Source organism: Coleofasciculus sp. B1-GNL1-01 (genome assembly GCF_040220235.1).
Taxonomy (GTDB): domain Bacteria; phylum Cyanobacteriota; class Cyanobacteriia; order Cyanobacteriales; family Coleofasciculaceae; genus Coleofasciculus.
In genome coordinates this window covers 42,538-57,968 of sequence record NZ_JAVJTO010000080.1, presented here as the reverse complement: position 1 = coordinate 57,968, position 15,431 = coordinate 42,538, and the positions used below count along the sequence as shown (strand labels likewise).

Below are 15,431 nucleotides of genomic sequence, written 5' to 3'. Positions count from 1 at the left end.
CTGGGGGACTAGCCCCCCAGACCCCCCAATGGGGGACGAGCGCCTCCCCCATACCCCCTGCGCAACGCTTCGCTAATCCCATACCTCATCCGGTGGTCTTCATCTGTCAATAAGGATGTCAATAAGACTTCATCTTTGGAGATATTAATGTCGCTCAAAACCTGATTTTTAAAAGGTTTTGGACGGCTTGTCACCCCTTCAGCGCTGCGACACAAACAAAGTCCGCCTGCGCGGACTGGTTTATAAGGGGGGTAGCGTTCCCCCGTTTCCCGGATTTGGTATGACAAGGCTAAGCCGTTTCATCGCGTCCGTGAACTTCAGCCGGAGGACTGGTGGCTTCCACGGCGGTGAAGGGTTCCAAAATTTTGTAGGTATGGGATGCTCCCTGGGGAACTAACCAAGAATCACCCGGTTCTAGGACAATTTTCTGCTCCTCTAAATGTAACTCAGCTCGACCTTGAATTACATAGCCGACGGTTTCATAATCCCGTTGGGTTTTGGGTTTGGGTTCACTCGGTTGTTCATCTTGCCAAAGGCGCATCGATAGGCTTTTACCGGACACCAAATAGGTTTGACCCATTTCACCGCTGGGTGAATGCTGGGATTGAACTTTTTTAACAGTGGTATCTGTGGTATCTGTCATGATTAATCTCCTTATGATGTAAACTGATTGGCATTGAAAGTGGACATTTGCCGTTCCCTGTTCCCCGTTCCCTTAAACTGCTTTACAAAAGAGGTGGCGGCTCTTGATTGCGCCAACTTCGCAGCCGAAAACCGAGAGTTAACAGGAGTATCCCGAAAACGATCGCATAACCTCCGATTAGCCAGATAATTGCTAACGCACCTGCAAGGGGCCAGATCGTTAAGAGCAAACCGAAAAGCACAGAAGCAACACCCGCGATCGCTAATAGCCACTCGTTGCGAATTTCTTGACGCATTTGAATCGCTGCAATAATCTCAAAAATACCCGTGATAATTGCCCAGGCTGCAATTACGTACAGTAGGAGTAAGGCAGTAAAATTGGGCAACACAAAGACAACGATACCTGTGGCGATGCCGATTACCCCTTCTAGCAACAGCAGCCACCAGCGCGGATCGGCTCTCCATTCTCGTAAGCCGACAATTAGAGCAACCACCCCACCTACCAACGCAAACGCCGCAAACAGCACGATTAACACGTCCAGGGTAATCCGGGGCCAAATCCACACCGCCAAACCAAACAGCAGCGCGATCGCACCCCGTAAACATATTGTCCACCAGTTTCGAGCCAGTAGGCTTCCCATGCCTTCTCTCCTGTTTCAGAGTTATACCAAGTGGCATTCAAAGATATAACGTTCTCTCCCCCAGCTCCCCCATCCTGTTTCAGAGTTATACCAAGTGGCATTCAAAGATATAACGTTCTCTCCCCCAGCTCCCCCAGCTCCCCCGGCTCCCCCAGCTCCCCCGGCTCCCCCAGCTTCCCCAGCTTTTCCTATCTACTACGGAAAGAACGCAACTCGGTATTAGCGGATTGTCTGAGTTTCTTTGTTCTTTAACCCCTCTTTTTCGTGATCCAGACGCAGTTCCCCGGCTGGAGGTTGACGCAGGGATTCGGGGGTTTGTTGACCCACGGCACCTTTAGCAACCGTTACTCCCCCATCCACTAGCCAAAGCGCCCCGGTGACATAGCTGGCTTGTTCCGACGCCAGAAATGCACAAACATTGGCAATTTCCTCCGGTGTACCCCGTCTTGCCATTGGCGCCGCCATAACCAGAGTTTCCTCCATCTGGGCATCCATCGGACCAGTTTCTTTGTGCGTCCAAGCCGTATCAATCGCACCGGGACAATAACAGTTTGCCCGCACTCCATACTTGGCTTGTTCCACAGCTACCCCTTTAACAAAAGCGTGCATCCAGCCTTTGGTTCCGCCGTAGGGAGAGTTTTTTGCCACTCCATTAAATCCGGCTTCTGAGCCAGCACAAACAATGTTACCCCGCGTTTTTTGCAAATGAGGTAGGGCATATTTGGTCATCAGGAATGCCGATCGCAGATTCATCTTCAGGGTTTGATCAAATGCCTCTATCGGATACTCTTCCGTGGGCGCCGTTGCCAGAAAGACACCTGCATTATTCACCAAAATATCCAGCGTCCCGTATCGGTTAATCGTCGCTTCCACACAGGCTTGAGCGGGATTCATGTCCGAGACATCGCCTTGATCTGCGATCGCTTCCCCACCAAAATCGTTGATCGCTTTTGCCACTTCTTCGACTGGATCATCCGGTAATCCGTTAACAACAACCTTAGCGCCTTCTTTGGCAAATTTATGCGCGATCGCTTCTCCGATACCTGTTCCCGCACCCGTCACAATGGCGACTTTTCCCTCTAGGAGTCTACTCACAAGCCTAACCTCTTCCCACGACTAATTTTTACTTCTGTTCCTGTTGTCTTCTGGAATCCAGGGTCTCTACATCTATCTGTGGTAGGGTTTCAGTTTCGCAGAACTTGGTCAATGTCTAGCATTGCGTGTTAATTATTGATAGAATTTTTTTCAAATAAACAAATAAAATTGATCAGAAACTTTCTCTCCATGGTTATAAAATTTACAAAAAGTAACGTATAATTATTTTTAGTCAATCCATTTTTTCAGACAAGGAAAGCAAGAGAGAGTTGAGCGGGTTAGCGTATTTCGGCTAACCCAAACAAATCGCCAATTCTTAACCGCCAACAGCCGCCAAGGTAGTCGGTTCAGCAGGCGTAGCTTCTTGTTCTCCCAGACGATTGTGATACAGGCTGGCTAAACGCTGTTCATAGTCTGCCAAGTCGGTTTCAATCTGAGTAAACAGGACAGTTGACGTAGGATCTGTAAATTGTTTCCGCAGATTATAGGCATCGACAACACCCGTTTGAATGTCACCCAATGCATGGCGTAAAATTGATAAACTATCGTTGGGTTGCAGCCAATTTTGTAAGGCAGCATAGGCATCTGTCGCTACTTCCGGAATCGATTCAAACGCCTGCAAATCTCTCAACCGATTCTCCAGCATGATAATATGATGCTGTTTATTTTCGATAATTTCTTGCAGTAGCGATCGCAACTCTAAATCGGTGGCTTTTTGGGCATAATACTCAAACACTTTTCGCCCATATCGTTCCCCAGCTAAAGCAGTATTTAATCCATTCACAATATCAAGCTTGCTACTTCCTCCCCACGCTTCTGCCAATTGCCACCATTGAGCCGTCAGATCCGTTTCATCCGGTAATGCTTGATCTGGAATACCTAACCCTAAGCGGGTGAGAATTGCCGTGGTAAATATTGCCAAATCACCAGGTTGACGAGAGGTAATCAGATTCCCATCCACGACTAAGGGTTCATCCACATAGTTAGCCCCAGCATTGGTCATATCCTTGCGAATCGAGAGAAACCCGGTGGCATTTTTGCCCTGAAGTAAATCCGCTTCAATTAACACTTGGGGACCATGACAAACCGCCGCGACGAGCTTATTCAACTCCATTGCTTTCTGTACAAATTGTACGGCATTGGGATTATTTCGCATCGTATCCGGTGCCATCCCGCCGGGAATAATCACGGCATCGAAGGTGTCTGGACGGGTTTCGGTTACGGTACCATCAGGTTTAATCGAAACTTTGCCTTGTTTCCCCTGATAGGTGTCATTCATGCGCGAACCCAGAACCACAACCTGCGCCCCCGCTTGTTGCAGTGCTTGATAAGGAATTTGAAATTCGGCATCTTCAAACTTCTGGTCGATCAGAATGGCAACTTTTTTGGGCGTATTATCGGTTATCATCATTGGAATTGTTAACGACTTTATTACTTGATCGAAGGTAGAATTTTTCTGGGGTATTCTTTCAGCCACGAAAATTCTACGGGCTAAACAGGTAGTATTGATAAGCATTTTCAGCTTAGGGATGACTCATAGAGATGTCATCCCTCAAAAGAAATAAATTAGGATTCGCTCTGGGGTAATAAACTGATCTGCCTGCGAAAGGTTAAGCTGTGAGTGCGGATAGTCATATACAAGACAATATGGAACCTGAAAACATTAACCAATCTCAGTCCAACCCCCTATCAGAATCAGACACACGTAAGGAAACCAACGAAATAGAACTGACGTATGAGGGACTGAGCGATCGCGACACGGCTGATGGTAGACTGATTGAAGAATCAAGAACCCGTATGGCAAGCGGTGAACCCACCACGAGCGATGTTGATGCCAACCTCTACCAGGCAAAAGTAGGCGGCGAGGAAGCCGTTGGTGGTTTAACACCGACACCCGATCAAAATGTGACCCAAGAGATGGAGCGAGCCGTTGGTGTCGAAGGCGCTCAAAAAGAACCGGTGCAAGTCACCAATAAGCTAGAACGACGGGATGAGCAGCGCTGGGAGTTAGATCCCAAGTCCTCTGAAGACTATCAAGAACACGGGAACTAGTGCAAGAAGGCTCCAAGGCAAAAGGCAGTTCAAGTAGGTTGGGTAGAGCGATAGCGAAACCCAACGGGCTAACCGTAGTTAAGCCGGATTTAGTCTAATTGACCCAAATTTAGGATTCAGCACTAATCGTATGAATCTTGAGCAAATTAGTCCCGCCTGAGACTTTTGTCGGAATCCCAGCGATAATCAAAATTTTATCTCCTTCTACCACTAAATTCCGTTTGAGTAACTGAGTTTGGGCTTGATTCACTAACTCTTCAAAGGACTCAACTTCTTGCTCGAGTAACAATGGTTTTACCCCCCAAACCAAATTCAAATTGTGGTAAACTTTCCGATTAGGCGTCAGAGAAATAACAGGGACTCCTGGACGCTCAGCGGCGGCTAATTTGGCGGTGTGACCGGTACTGGTGAAAGCAGCAATACAGCGCAAATCCAGAATTTTATCAATCGTGTTGAGCGCTTCACTTAGGGCATTGGCTTCATTGGTTGCGGCTGGGGGATAGTTAACAAACTTAATTTCCGGTTCCACATCTGTGGCAATACGGGCTAGCATCGTCACCGCTTTCAGGGGATATTTACCCACGGCTGACTCCCCAGAAAGCATCACCGCATCGGTGCCATCGATAATTGCATTCGCCACATCACTGGCTTCAGCACGAGTTGGACGGGGATTATTAATCATACTATCGAGCATTTGGGTGGCTGTGATTACCGGAATCCCCTTTTGGTTACAAATCCGAATAATTTTCTTTTGCAGAAACGGCACTTTTTCCGGACTCATTTCTACACCCAAATCGCCCCGTGCTACCATGATTCCATCGCTCTCATTGATAATGGCTTCTAAGTTCGCGATCGCTTGAGGTTTTTCGATTTTGGCAATCACAGGTAGGGATGAGGCATTGTGTTGCTGGAGAAATCCTTTGAGAGTACGAATATCTTCCGCAGAACGAACAAAGCTTAAGGACACCCAATCAACCCCTTGAGCAATGCCAAATTCTAAATCTTGTTGGTCTTTGTCTGTCATCGAGGGTAGGCGATTTAGGCTCAATCCGGGCAGGTTAACCCCTTTACGGCTTTTGAGTATCCCCCCTTCGACAACTTGACACTTAACGGTATTGCCCTCAATGTCCTCAACCCGCAGTTCCAAGAGTCCATCATCCAGGAGAATCTGCACTCCAGGTTCCGCTTCTTGAGCCAGGTGGGGATAGTCGATAGCCACCGTTTTCGGTTGATGATTGAATTCAGAAACGGGAACTAAGGAAATGGATTCTCCTTGAACCAAGTTAAGTCCTGCATCGGGCAGTTTCCCGACTCTAATTTTTGGTCCTTGTAAGTCTTGGAGTAAGGTAATCGGTGTATCTAAGTCCTCTTCAATAGAGCGTAGCAAAGAAATGGTATGAGCATGGTCATCGTAGCTACCATGAGAGAAGTTCAACCGAGCCACATTCATGCCCACTTGCACCATTTGCTTGAGGATGTCCGGTGAATTACTCGCAGGACCAATGGTAGCAACGATTTTAGTGCGATTGCTTAGAGGTTTCATTATCAATTATCCCTAAATTGTGGTAGGGGCACGGCATTGCCGTGCCCTATTATCTTATTTATCTCGTCCCGTCTATTCACGCTGGTTTCATCGTCACAATACCATAAGCATCCGTTGCCAGATAATCTTGGGCAGCCTGTTGAATATCGTGAGCCTTGACCGCTTGAATGCGAGCCGGATAATTTAAGGCTGGGGTTAAATCCCCTAATTGGGAGTGATAATAGCCATATAGACTGGTGCGATCGCTCGGTTTCTCATTACTAAAGGTAAAGCGATTCGCCACTTGGGTACGAATGCGGGCAATGTCCGCCGCCGCGACAGATTCCGTTTGTAACTGACGAATATGTTCCCCAATCGCTGCTTCCACAATGTCCAAGTTCTCTGTGGGAAGCTGGGCAGAAATATAAAATATCCCCTGTAATTGCTGAGTCATATTACTCACCCCAATATGAGTCACCAGTTTACGGTCTTCGCGCAAATCTCGCACCAACCGCGACATCCGCCCCTGTCCTAAAATAGCGGCTAAAACATCTAATGGATAGGTACTCTCCAACTGTTTTAATCCCGGTACTCGCCAAACCATGACCAATCGCGCCTGCTGTAATGTCGAGTCTACGTACTCTCGGCGCACAATATCGGTAAACGGCGCTTCTGGCTTATAGGTGAGACGGGAGGTATAGTCCGAGTCATGCTTAACCCCAGCTTGAGCAAATCCCTGCGCCACCGTTTCAATCAACTCCTCCACGGGTAAATTACCTACCGCGACGGCTGTCATCGTCTTGGGCTGATACCAGGTGTTATGAAAATCCCGCATCTGCTGAGAAGTTAAGCTTTCAATCACAGCAGTTGGTCCAAGTACCGGGCGGCGGTAGGGGAGGTAATCAAAGCTGGTTTCTAACGCCCGCCGAAAGGTGCGACGACGGGGACTATCTTCCGAACGCCGAATTTCTTCTAACACCACTAGCCGTTCCCGTTCAAAGGCGTCATCGGGAATCAGGGGATTTAACACCACATCCAGTTGCAAGGGCGCGAGTTGGGCGAAATTCTTGGGTGCTGTGGTGATGTAATAATGCGTGTAATCATGACTCGTTGCCGCATTAGTCACCGCACCACACTCTTCAATCAGCCGCTCAAACTCGCCACTGTTCAAGCGTGGTGTTCCCTTAAAAACCATGTGTTCGAGAAAATGTGCCATCCCGTTAATCGGGTCAGGTTCAACGGCGGAACCCACATTCACCCAGACATTCAGGTTAACCGCATCGACAGGCATCTGCTCTGCCACAATGGTTAGACCATTGGGTAATGTCTCAATAGTTGGGGCATTTAGAGGTGGAGTTTTGAGCAGAGTTGAAGTCATCAGTCAATTACTCGCTTACTTTGCAGGTGTGCCATGTCTCTCTATCTTAATGGGTTTGTCCGATTCCATCCTGTATACAACTGATGCTTCCCGATTTGATAGAACTGGCGATTTATTTCCTAAGCAAGAGGAGGCGATTGAAATCGCTGCTACACAAACAAAGTCCGCCTGCGCGGACTGGGTTATAACGGGGGTCGCTAATCCGAATTTGGTCTTAATTATTATCGCGGCTTTCTGCATTGACGGAAACAGCATTTGGCGTTGATTCAGGGGGGTTACGGTTAAATTTTATGGCAATTCGTGAGAAATTTTGGCTTATTGGGTATTCTTTCCTAGGATATCTGAATTACTCTAAGCCAGCCGCTATATAGGTTTTATGGGTATGCTCTTGAGGGTGCGATCGCGCTGATCAACCCTTTGAGCTTTTATGGCTCAATTTTTATCGATTTTCAATTACTATACTCCTTACCTCAATCGCTTTTTATCTCTATTTTATTTCTTTGAAAAGACTGCCGAGAAGGGCGGGTTTTGCAATTAATAGTATCGGTGATGTCCAAATTTAAAGGCTAAACCCGCCCCTACAAGCGCTCTTATAGCAGTACCAAGACAGGTTAGGACATTTTTATCTGTTCCCTGTGACACACCGAGCGTGTTACCGAGCGTGTTACTGAGCGAAGCCGAAGTAAGTCGAGGTAAGCGATGCCCTGAGCCTGTCGAAGGGTCGAGGTGTTCCCTGTTCCCTCTTGGAATCAACTGATGTCCTTTCCGTACCTCGTAGCGCTATATGTGCTTCATTTTCTGCAAATGCGATCGCATTTCGCCATTTACCCCAGCGTCAACATTTCGGCTGCAAAATTCACCGCCAGTGGTAGCATCTTCAACCACTGCAAACCAAGTAGAGGTTCAGATATACCTGACCCCGCTAACACGGGAATAATATATTCCCTTTCATCCAGGAAAACCCTACCCTCATATACATCAAAAAAATCCTCCCCTTGTACCATTCGCATCGCACGTTCACCTTCAATCATCGACCAACCCAAGCTTTGGACATCTTGAGCATCAAGCGCTAAGTAGCCCGTTGTAAAGCCTGTATCTAGTAACACATCAATGGGGTATCGTTCTGTATCAGCGCCAACTAAATCAATTTCAAAGATCAGTTCACCAATCTCACCAAACTTGCCTGAAATCATATCTTGCCACAAGTTCCGGTTTCGTTAAGGCGCATGATTCCCACCATACCGCTTGGGTATTTTTGACGCGCTTTTTGCATCGCTATGTCTTCATCCGGATCAATAAAATAATCCCCACTGTTTGGCTCAATAATCATAAACCAGTTGTAATGATCTTGGATAAGTGGAGGACTGACTTGAGCGAAAATCTCTCGATAGCGCTTTATCCGGGCATTTTTTTCCGCTTCCCGTCTGGCTAACTCCTCTGGGGGTATCGTATATTCCGGAAATATTCTGCCTTGACGACGAGGACGAACGGGTTTGGTGTGAGTCATCGGTTTAATGCTTAGAGAGTCACGAGGATACGACTATTTTACAAGACTGTCAACCAGCCAAATGGATACTCCCCGCTTTAGCAAAGCGAGTGCATAACAACGTTTTAAGCATCAAGCGTGCAAGTTAGGGTGAATGTTACTTATTTAAGGCTGGTGGGGTATGTTTGGTGGGCAATGCCCACCCTACTTAGCACAGACAGATAGGAGAGAACGATTATTATAGATGATGGCAACAGAATTAATCGATATCGGTTTCCTCCAGTCAAAGTAAATTCTTATGTCAGTTTTTAGTAAAATTCTCAGTGTAATTATCGCCGTAATTATTGGCTGTGGCGGTGTACTTGGCGTATTTTATGCCATGAATTACCTAGCCAACACCTTACCTCATAAATGGCGATCGCGAATTCTGCCTTGGATCTATCTCGCCCCCGCCCTGCTGGTGCTGACGGCGTATTTGATTCTACCGACGTTGAATACAATTTACATCAGTTTTCTGGATCGGCGATCGCAAAATTTTGTCGGCTGGGAGAATTACCAGTTTGCGTTTACCAGTGAGGCGATGCTGGTGGCGTTTCGCAATAACCTGTTATGGCTGGTTCTGGTGACGGGGTTTAGTGTCGGGTTTGGCTTGATTCTGGCGGTACTCATGGATAAGGTACGCTATGAACCCCTCGCCAAGTCGCTAATCTTTCTACCCATGGCAATTTCCTTTGTCGGCGCGAGTGTGATTTGGCGGTTTGTCTATGCCTTTCGTCCAGCCGGAGCAGCGCAAATTGGTTTGCTTAATGGTATCATCACCAGCCTGGGATTTGAACCCGTGGGGTGGTTAGTGGAACGTTCGATTAACAATTTTGCCCTGATTGCGATTATGATATGGTTGCAAACGGGTTTCTGTCTGGTGTTGCTTTCCGCTGCGGTTAAAGGGATTCCCAAAGATATTATCGAAGCCGCCCGCATGGATGGCGCGAGTGAGGTACAAATTTTCTGGCGGATTACCATCCCGATGATTCGTTCCACCTTAGCGGTGGTGACAACAACGGTGGTGATCATGGTACTGAAGGTGTTTGATATTGTCTTTGTAATGACGGCTGGGAATCAGGGTACCGAAGTAATTGCCTCGCGGATGATTAAAGAAATGTTTAACTATCGCGACTATGGCAGGGGGAGTGCGATCGCGGTTATCTTATTACTGGCAATTGTACCAATCATGGTGGTTAATATCCGCCGCTTCCGTCAGCAAGAAACAAGCCGATGAAATCTAAACGTCGCCGTAAATCGAATTCTGTGAAACATCTGTCTCATCAGTTACAAAATGCCTTTAATAGCCTTCCGGTTCACTTGAGTTTAATCGTCATTTCCTTAATTTGGACATTACCCACCGTTGGCTTATTGATTAGTTCCCTACGCCCAAAGGATGATTTATTAGAGAGTGGCTGGTGGATGGTGTTTCAACATCCCTTTGATTTTACCCAATATCAGTTAGGGAATTATATCGATGTTTTGACGGCGGAAGGAATGGGACAAGCATTTCTAAATAGCTTTACCATTGCCATTCCCGCTACTGTTATTCCCATTGCGATTGCCACGTTTGCGGCTTATGCATTTTCTTGGATGGAGTTTCCAGGGCGTCAGTTGTTATTTATTTTAGTCGTAGCGTTGCTGGTTGTTCCCTTACAGATGACGCTAATTCCGGTACTGCGATCCTATAATCACTTGGGATTATCGGGTTCGTTTTTGGGTGTGTGGTTAGCCCATACGGGGTATGGGATGCCGTTGGGGATTTATTTACTCCGGAATTATATTGGTTCTCTACCCAAAGATTTAATCGAAGCGGCGGCGGTAGATGGGGCGTCGCATTTGACCACATTTACTCGCTTAATTGTACCGCTTTCCCTGCCCGCGATCGCCTCCTTTGCCGTGTTTCAATTTTTGTGGGTATGGAATGATTTATTAGTCGCCTTAGTCTATCTGGGCGGAACACCGGATGTCGCCCCCTTAACCATGCGCTTAACCACGTTGGTAGGTTCTCGCGGCGAAGCGTGGCATTTACTAACAGCCGGGGCATTTATCACGATGATTGTACCCCTGATTGTATTTTTTGCCCTACAACGGTATTTTGTCCGGGGGATTTTAGCAGGTTCGGTTAAGGGGTAATGTTATTTGTCCTTTGTCATTTGTCCTTTGTTAGTTTCGCTTGCGCGAGTATGACGTAGCTTGCTTCTTGCGATAGCGAGTATGATGAATGACGTAGCTTGCTTCTCGCGATAGCGAGTATGACGGATGACAAATGACGAATGACACTAAGTAATGAGAATTAAGGTTTGGCTAAGACAACTATGGCGATTCTTAAATCGCGAAAATATCATTCGTCTGCTGCTGATTATCATTATCATTGTTGTCCTTAGTTCCCTGGGTATCTACTGGCTAGAACCTGATGTATCCTTCGTCGATGCGCTGTGGTGGAGTATTGTGACTATCGCCACTGTTGGCTATGGGGATATTGCCCCCGTTACCATTGGTGGGCGACTGATTGCCATCATTGATATGTTTTTTGGTATTGGCGTGTTAGCCATATTCAGTGGTTCTCTTGCCAGTATTCTCGTAGACAGAAAAATCCGCAAGGAGTTGGGAATGGATTCCTATACCTTTGAAAATCATATTATTTTATGCGAATGGAATTCTCGTTCACGAGTGATTCTCCATGAATTACGCCTAGACCCCAAAACCCAAGATGAGTTAATTGTTTTAATTTCCGATATCGATAGAAAACCCATCGCGGATGATAATTTATATTTTATTCGCGGTGAAGTGTCTGATGAAACCCTAAAGCAGGCTAACTTAGCTAAAGCGAATACAGTGATTATTTTGGGTGACGATGAGTTAACCTACACTGCCCGTGATGCTAAAGTGATATTATCAACGCTAACCGTCGAGAGTATTAATCCTGCCGCTTATACGATTGTCGAATTAGTGAATGAAGCCTATGTCTCAACCTGTAAACGAGCTAATGCAGATGAAATCATTGTTAGCAATGAGTTAAATAGTCGGCTGATTTCCCAAGCCGCCCTGAATCATGGGATTACCAAAGTTGTGTCTGATTTGTTAAGCTTTCAATATGGCAATCAGCTTTATAAAGTCCCCCTACCTAAATCGAAAATTGGGCATTCTTTTATTGACCTGTCAATTTATATGAAACAAAACTATCAAAGTATTGTTATGGCAGTGCAGAAAGGCGACGAAGGAGATGTAATTTCCAATCCACCCGCTGATTATCAGTTAGAGGCGGATGACCATTTAATTGTTATCGCCCCAGAAAAACCACGACTTAGACAGAGGCGTTGAGCGACCAAGACTGTCAAACCCCCTTCAACCAATAAGCTATACTATTTATACATCAATTATTTATAGTTTAAAATCCTAGACTTGGGGTCTCTACAGCTAAATTACCAAATCAGGTTCTAAAATGGCTAGTGTTGTTTTTGAAGACGTCAGTAAAAAATTTTCTGATTTTATCGCGGTCAATGATTTAAACCTGACCATTGACGATGGTGAATTTCTCGTCTTTGTCGGTCCCTCTGGCTGCGGAAAAACCACCTCCCTGCGGATGCTAGCGGGACTTGAGGATATCACCGAAGGCAGTATTTATATTGGCGATAAGCGAGTCAATGAGATTCCGCCCAAAGACCGGGATATTGCCATGGTTTTCCAATCTTACGCCCTGTATCCTCACATGTCCGTCTATGAAAATATGGCATTTAGCCTAGAGTTACAAGGGAAGCGGAAAGGCGAAATTCAAACCCGTGTTGAAAGTGCCGCCAAGCAATTAGGAATTGACCATTTACTGTACCGAAAACCCAAAGAACTCTCCGGAGGACAGCGCCAGCGAGTGGCGGTGGGTCGCGCTATTGTGCGTAATCCGGCTGTATTTTTAATGGATGAACCCTTATCCAATTTAGATGCGAAATTGCGGGTACAGGCGCGGGCAGAAATTAATAAATTGCATAACGAATTAGGCACCACGTTTATTTATGTCACCCATGACCAAGTGGAGGCGATGACTATGGGTAGCCGGATTGCGGTGATGAATCATGGCGTTTTGCAGCAAATTGATACCCCCCAAAAGCTGTACAATTATCCGAATAATGTCTTTGTCGCGGGGTTTATTGGCTCCCCAGCGATGAATTTTTTTGAGGCTAAATTAATCAGCAAAGAGGATAATTTATATGTAAAAACCGACTCATTTGAACTCCATATACCTCCAGACAAAGCCCTATTTTATCAACATTATGCTGGGGAAGAGGTAATCTTTGGCATTCGCCCAGAAAATATCCATGATCCTGACTATATTCCCCCAGATATTCGTCCAGCTTCTATCAAAGCGACAGTATCCGTTACGGAGATGATGGGGAATGAAATCATTGTCTATTTAACGACGCCAAGCAATCACGAATTTATCGCCAGAGTCGATCCGCGATCGCGCATGGCTGTGGGACAATCAATTAGTGTGGTGTTTGATCGGTCTCAGTTTCACCTGTTTGACAAGCACAGCCAACAAGCGATTACCTGATTCTCGGTTCCCTTGAACAGGACAGGGGGAACGTCTGTATAGAGGCAAAAACTGATTATGTCTAATCCATTGGTCAATCTCCAAATCAACAATTTTCGCTGTCTGGCGAATGTTCCCATTACCACCAATCCCCTCAACGTTTTATTTGGACCCAATGGATCAGGAAAATCAACGTTTCTAGATACAATCTGGTTTGTTCGAGACTGTGCAATTCGAGGAGTGTCCTTAGCGGCTTCTGATAGAGATCATGGAATTGGTTTACTGTGGGATGGTGCTGAGGATGGAGAAACGATATCGATTACTATTCAGACTCACTCCGCTACCTATCAAATTACGTTTGGTTATTCATCGGGGAGGATAGAACCCTTTGTGGGAGAACAGTTGTATACAACTGATGACAATATTTGTTTAATTGACCGCAAAATAGGAAGTGATAAGGCGTCGTTTTATCAGGTTGGACGAGGACAATCCCAATACATTTCTCTCAAAGATCCCGAAAAACTGGCTTTAACGCGGTATGTAGACTGGGAAGATAGTGCATCAGCGGCGGCTGATATTGAAAACTTACTGCGCCTTGTCCGTCGCTATGACTCCCGTTCTGCGTCTCTATTTAAACTGAAACGATTGGGTTCGGAATCCGATTATGGCGATAGATTACAGGATCGGTGTGAAAATTTATGGTCAGTCTTGCGAAATTTACATGATCGGCGAGTGATTGATGACCGATATGACACGATTATTCATTTCATGAAAGAAAGTTTTCCATCGTTCAATGGTTTAACCTTTGAGCAAACAGGTCGATATACAGTTTATACTAATTTTTTAGATGAAAGGCGTCAAGGTTTAATTCGAGCATCAGGCGTATCCGATGGTCATCTTCAGATGCTGATTAATCTCACCGCCTTGTTTTCTGAAGGGTCAAACCGATATTCATTAATTTTACTCGATGAACCGGAACTATCCCTTCATCCTTGGGCGTTAGCGGTTTTAGCTAAAGCGGTGAAACTGGCGACCCAAGAATGGAATAAGCAAGTTTTTATGGCTACGCATTCTCCTGTATTAATTAGTCAATTTGAGCCAACGAATATATTAGCAGCGGAACTTGACAGGCAAGGAAAAACGGTGATAAAACGGGTCAGTGAGATAGAAGATATTCAAGATTTACTAGAAGACTATGCCACAGGTTCGCTGTATATGGCTGAGATGATTGCACCTCAAAGTAAGTCTCCGTTTGAGGAGGAGAGGTGATGAGTCGTCAAATTAATACTGAGGGTCAGCCGTATCATTATTTTCAATTCGGATTGCTGGTTACAGGCGAAACAGAAGCCGAACATCTGCCTAAATTATTTAAATCTCTAATGGAATCGGGTTGGTGTACGTTTAAAGTCCTGCGCCGTGTTCCTCAACTTCCGCCCGACTATTCACAGAAAAAGAAGAAAAAACTTAAAGCGACTGGAACGAATAAAGGAATTCCGGATAAATATATTCAACAAATTGCCTGGGAAGCGAGAAAACATTTAAACAGACCAGATACTTATGTCATCATGGTGGACGACCTAGAGCATGATCGTAGGCAACAAGCACAACAGGTTTTTGAGCGATACCGAGAAATCCTTGATACGCTTCCGGCGACCCAAAGAACTCGTGCTTCTGTTCATTTTTTGGTGAATATGCTAGAAGCTTACTACTTAGCTGATGCCAATGCTATTAACGCCGTCCTAGGAACATCTTTAGCCGATTATCAAGGGGATGTGGAAGATATTCGTCATCCTAAAAATTATCTTGGAGATCTATATCCTAATTTCAAGGAAAAGGAACATGGTGGAAAGATACTTCAGCGACTTAATGTCGAACATGTTTTGTCTTGTCCGGATACCTGTAAATCTCTAAGGACTCTATTCAAATGGTCTGTTTTGTGTATGGGACAACCGTTGAGTGATCAGTATCAACTTCTTAATGGGAAAGTATTTGATATCACGCGATCGCAACTTGATTATACTGATCAATGAACCCTAATATCCCTGATT

At 45.7% G+C, this 15,431-nt stretch carries 15 protein-coding genes; 7 read left to right on the top strand and 8 right to left on the bottom strand.

The features are described 5' to 3' along the window. Nucleotides 1–289 precede the first annotated feature (289 nt). The 4 genes from RID53_RS19505 to RID53_RS19490 form a co-directional block, all read right to left on the bottom strand. Nucleotides 290–643, bottom strand: coding sequence for a cupin domain-containing protein (locus RID53_RS19505; protein ID WP_446389668.1), 354 nt, complete (start codon nucleotides 641–643; stop codon nucleotides 290–292). 82 nt (nucleotides 644–725) lie between these two features. Continuing rightward, complete coding sequence (locus RID53_RS19500) at nucleotides 726–1,283, bottom strand: HdeD family acid-resistance protein (RefSeq protein ID WP_446389667.1); 558 nt, start codon at nucleotides 1,281–1,283, stop codon at nucleotides 726–728. A gap of 219 nt (nucleotides 1,284–1,502) precedes the next feature. Then, nucleotides 1,503–2,378 carry an SDR family NAD(P)-dependent oxidoreductase gene (locus RID53_RS19495; RefSeq protein WP_446389666.1) on the bottom strand — a complete coding sequence of 292 codons (876 nt, stop codon included), beginning with the start codon at nucleotides 2,376–2,378 and terminating at the stop codon, nucleotides 1,503–1,505. Between the two features lie 316 nt (nucleotides 2,379–2,694). Continuing rightward, on the bottom strand, nucleotides 2,695–3,789 hold the full coding sequence (locus RID53_RS19490) for a DJ-1/PfpI/YhbO family deglycase/protease (RefSeq protein WP_446389665.1): 1,095 nt from the start codon (nucleotides 3,787–3,789) through the stop codon (nucleotides 2,695–2,697). Between the two features lie 236 nt (nucleotides 3,790–4,025). Here RID53_RS19490 and RID53_RS19485 point away from each other — a divergent pair, with 236 nt between their 5' ends. Further along, nucleotides 4,026–4,430: a DUF6335 family protein gene (locus tag RID53_RS19485; RefSeq protein ID WP_446389664.1), complete on the top strand. Its 405-nt coding sequence runs from the start codon at nucleotides 4,026–4,028 to the stop codon at nucleotides 4,428–4,430. Between the two features lie 109 nt (nucleotides 4,431–4,539). Here the strand turns inward: RID53_RS19485 and pyk are convergent, their stop codons facing one another. From pyk to RID53_RS19465, 4 genes are all read right to left on the bottom strand, one after another. After that, nucleotides 4,540–5,973, bottom strand: coding sequence for a pyruvate kinase (gene pyk / locus RID53_RS19480; RefSeq protein WP_446389663.1), 1,434 nt, complete (start codon nucleotides 5,971–5,973; stop codon nucleotides 4,540–4,542). Nucleotides 5,974–6,049: 76 nt separating this feature from the next. Next, nucleotides 6,050–7,330 (bottom strand): M16 family metallopeptidase, encoded by a 1,281-nt coding sequence (locus tag RID53_RS19475; protein ID WP_446389662.1) that lies wholly within the window; start codon nucleotides 7,328–7,330, stop codon nucleotides 6,050–6,052. 824 nt (nucleotides 7,331–8,154) lie between these two features. Further along, nucleotides 8,155–8,523 (bottom strand): aspartyl protease, encoded by a 369-nt coding sequence (locus RID53_RS19470; protein ID WP_446389661.1) that lies wholly within the window; start codon nucleotides 8,521–8,523, stop codon nucleotides 8,155–8,157. Then, nucleotides 8,520–8,837: a hypothetical protein gene (locus RID53_RS19465; protein WP_446389660.1), complete on the bottom strand. Its 318-nt coding sequence runs from the start codon at nucleotides 8,835–8,837 to the stop codon at nucleotides 8,520–8,522. The genes RID53_RS19470 and RID53_RS19465 overlap by 4 nt, the downstream gene beginning before the upstream one ends. A 277-nt stretch (nucleotides 8,838–9,114) precedes the next feature. On the opposite strand from RID53_RS19465, the gene RID53_RS19460 reads away from it, so the two are divergent. The 6 genes from RID53_RS19460 to RID53_RS19435 all read left to right on the top strand — a co-directional run bounded on the left by RID53_RS19460 (nucleotide 9,115) and on the right by RID53_RS19435 (nucleotide 15,413). Continuing rightward, nucleotides 9,115–10,092, top strand: coding sequence for a carbohydrate ABC transporter permease (locus tag RID53_RS19460; RefSeq protein WP_006098732.1), 978 nt, complete (start codon nucleotides 9,115–9,117; stop codon nucleotides 10,090–10,092). Next, nucleotides 10,089–10,991, top strand: a complete 903-nt coding sequence (locus RID53_RS19455) for a carbohydrate ABC transporter permease (RefSeq protein WP_446389659.1) — start codon at nucleotides 10,089–10,091, stop codon at nucleotides 10,989–10,991. Before RID53_RS19460 ends, RID53_RS19455 begins: the two co-directional genes overlap by 4 nt. Before the next feature lie 153 nt (nucleotides 10,992–11,144). Further along, the gene (locus tag RID53_RS19450; RefSeq protein ID WP_446389658.1) at nucleotides 11,145–12,179 is read left to right on the top strand and encodes a potassium channel family protein; all 1,035 of its coding nucleotides are present in this window, start codon (nucleotides 11,145–11,147) and stop codon (nucleotides 12,177–12,179) included. Between the two features lie 121 nt (nucleotides 12,180–12,300). Continuing rightward, on the top strand, nucleotides 12,301–13,404 hold the full coding sequence (locus RID53_RS19445) for an ABC transporter ATP-binding protein (protein ID WP_446389657.1): 1,104 nt from the start codon (nucleotides 12,301–12,303) through the stop codon (nucleotides 13,402–13,404). A 57-nt stretch (nucleotides 13,405–13,461) separates the two neighbouring features. Next, on the top strand, nucleotides 13,462–14,652 hold the full coding sequence (locus tag RID53_RS19440) for an AAA family ATPase (RefSeq protein WP_446389656.1): 1,191 nt from the start codon (nucleotides 13,462–13,464) through the stop codon (nucleotides 14,650–14,652). Further along, on the top strand, nucleotides 14,652–15,413 hold the full coding sequence (locus RID53_RS19435; protein WP_446389655.1) for a DUF4276 family protein: 762 nt from the start codon (nucleotides 14,652–14,654) through the stop codon (nucleotides 15,411–15,413). The genes RID53_RS19440 and RID53_RS19435 overlap by 1 nt, the downstream gene beginning before the upstream one ends. Nucleotides 15,414–15,431: the final 18 nt, after the last annotated feature.

Bases quoted from the DNA above. Each gene is read 5' to 3' on its own strand.
- RID53_RS19505 (WP_446389668.1), bottom strand. From the start codon at position 643: ATGACAGATACCACAGATACCACTGTTAAAAAAGTTCAATCCCAGCAT.
- RID53_RS19500 (WP_446389667.1), bottom strand. From the start codon at position 1,283: ATGGGAAGCCTACTGGCTCGAAACTGGTGGACAATATGTTTACGGGGT.
- RID53_RS19490 (WP_446389665.1), bottom strand. From the start codon at position 3,789: ATGATGATAACCGATAATACGCCCAAAAAAGTTGCCATTCTGATCGAC.
- RID53_RS19485 (WP_446389664.1), top strand. From the start codon at position 4,026: ATGGAACCTGAAAACATTAACCAATCTCAGTCCAACCCCCTATCAGAA.
- pyk (WP_446389663.1), bottom strand. From the start codon at position 5,973: ATGAAACCTCTAAGCAATCGCACTAAAATCGTTGCTACCATTGGTCCT.
- RID53_RS19475 (WP_446389662.1), bottom strand. From the start codon at position 7,330: ATGACTTCAACTCTGCTCAAAACTCCACCTCTAAATGCCCCAACTATT.
- RID53_RS19470 (WP_446389661.1), bottom strand. From the start codon at position 8,523: ATGATTTCAGGCAAGTTTGGTGAGATTGGTGAACTGATCTTTGAAATT.
- RID53_RS19465 (WP_446389660.1), bottom strand. From the start codon at position 8,837: ATGACTCACACCAAACCCGTTCGTCCTCGTCGTCAAGGCAGAATATTT.
- RID53_RS19460 (WP_006098732.1), top strand. From the start codon at position 9,115: ATGTCAGTTTTTAGTAAAATTCTCAGTGTAATTATCGCCGTAATTATT.
- RID53_RS19455 (WP_446389659.1), top strand. From the start codon at position 10,089: ATGAAATCTAAACGTCGCCGTAAATCGAATTCTGTGAAACATCTGTCT.
- RID53_RS19450 (WP_446389658.1), top strand. From the start codon at position 11,145: ATGAGAATTAAGGTTTGGCTAAGACAACTATGGCGATTCTTAAATCGC.
- RID53_RS19445 (WP_446389657.1), top strand. From the start codon at position 12,301: ATGGCTAGTGTTGTTTTTGAAGACGTCAGTAAAAAATTTTCTGATTTT.
- RID53_RS19440 (WP_446389656.1), top strand. From the start codon at position 13,462: ATGTCTAATCCATTGGTCAATCTCCAAATCAACAATTTTCGCTGTCTG.
- RID53_RS19435 (WP_446389655.1), top strand. From the start codon at position 14,652: ATGAGTCGTCAAATTAATACTGAGGGTCAGCCGTATCATTATTTTCAA.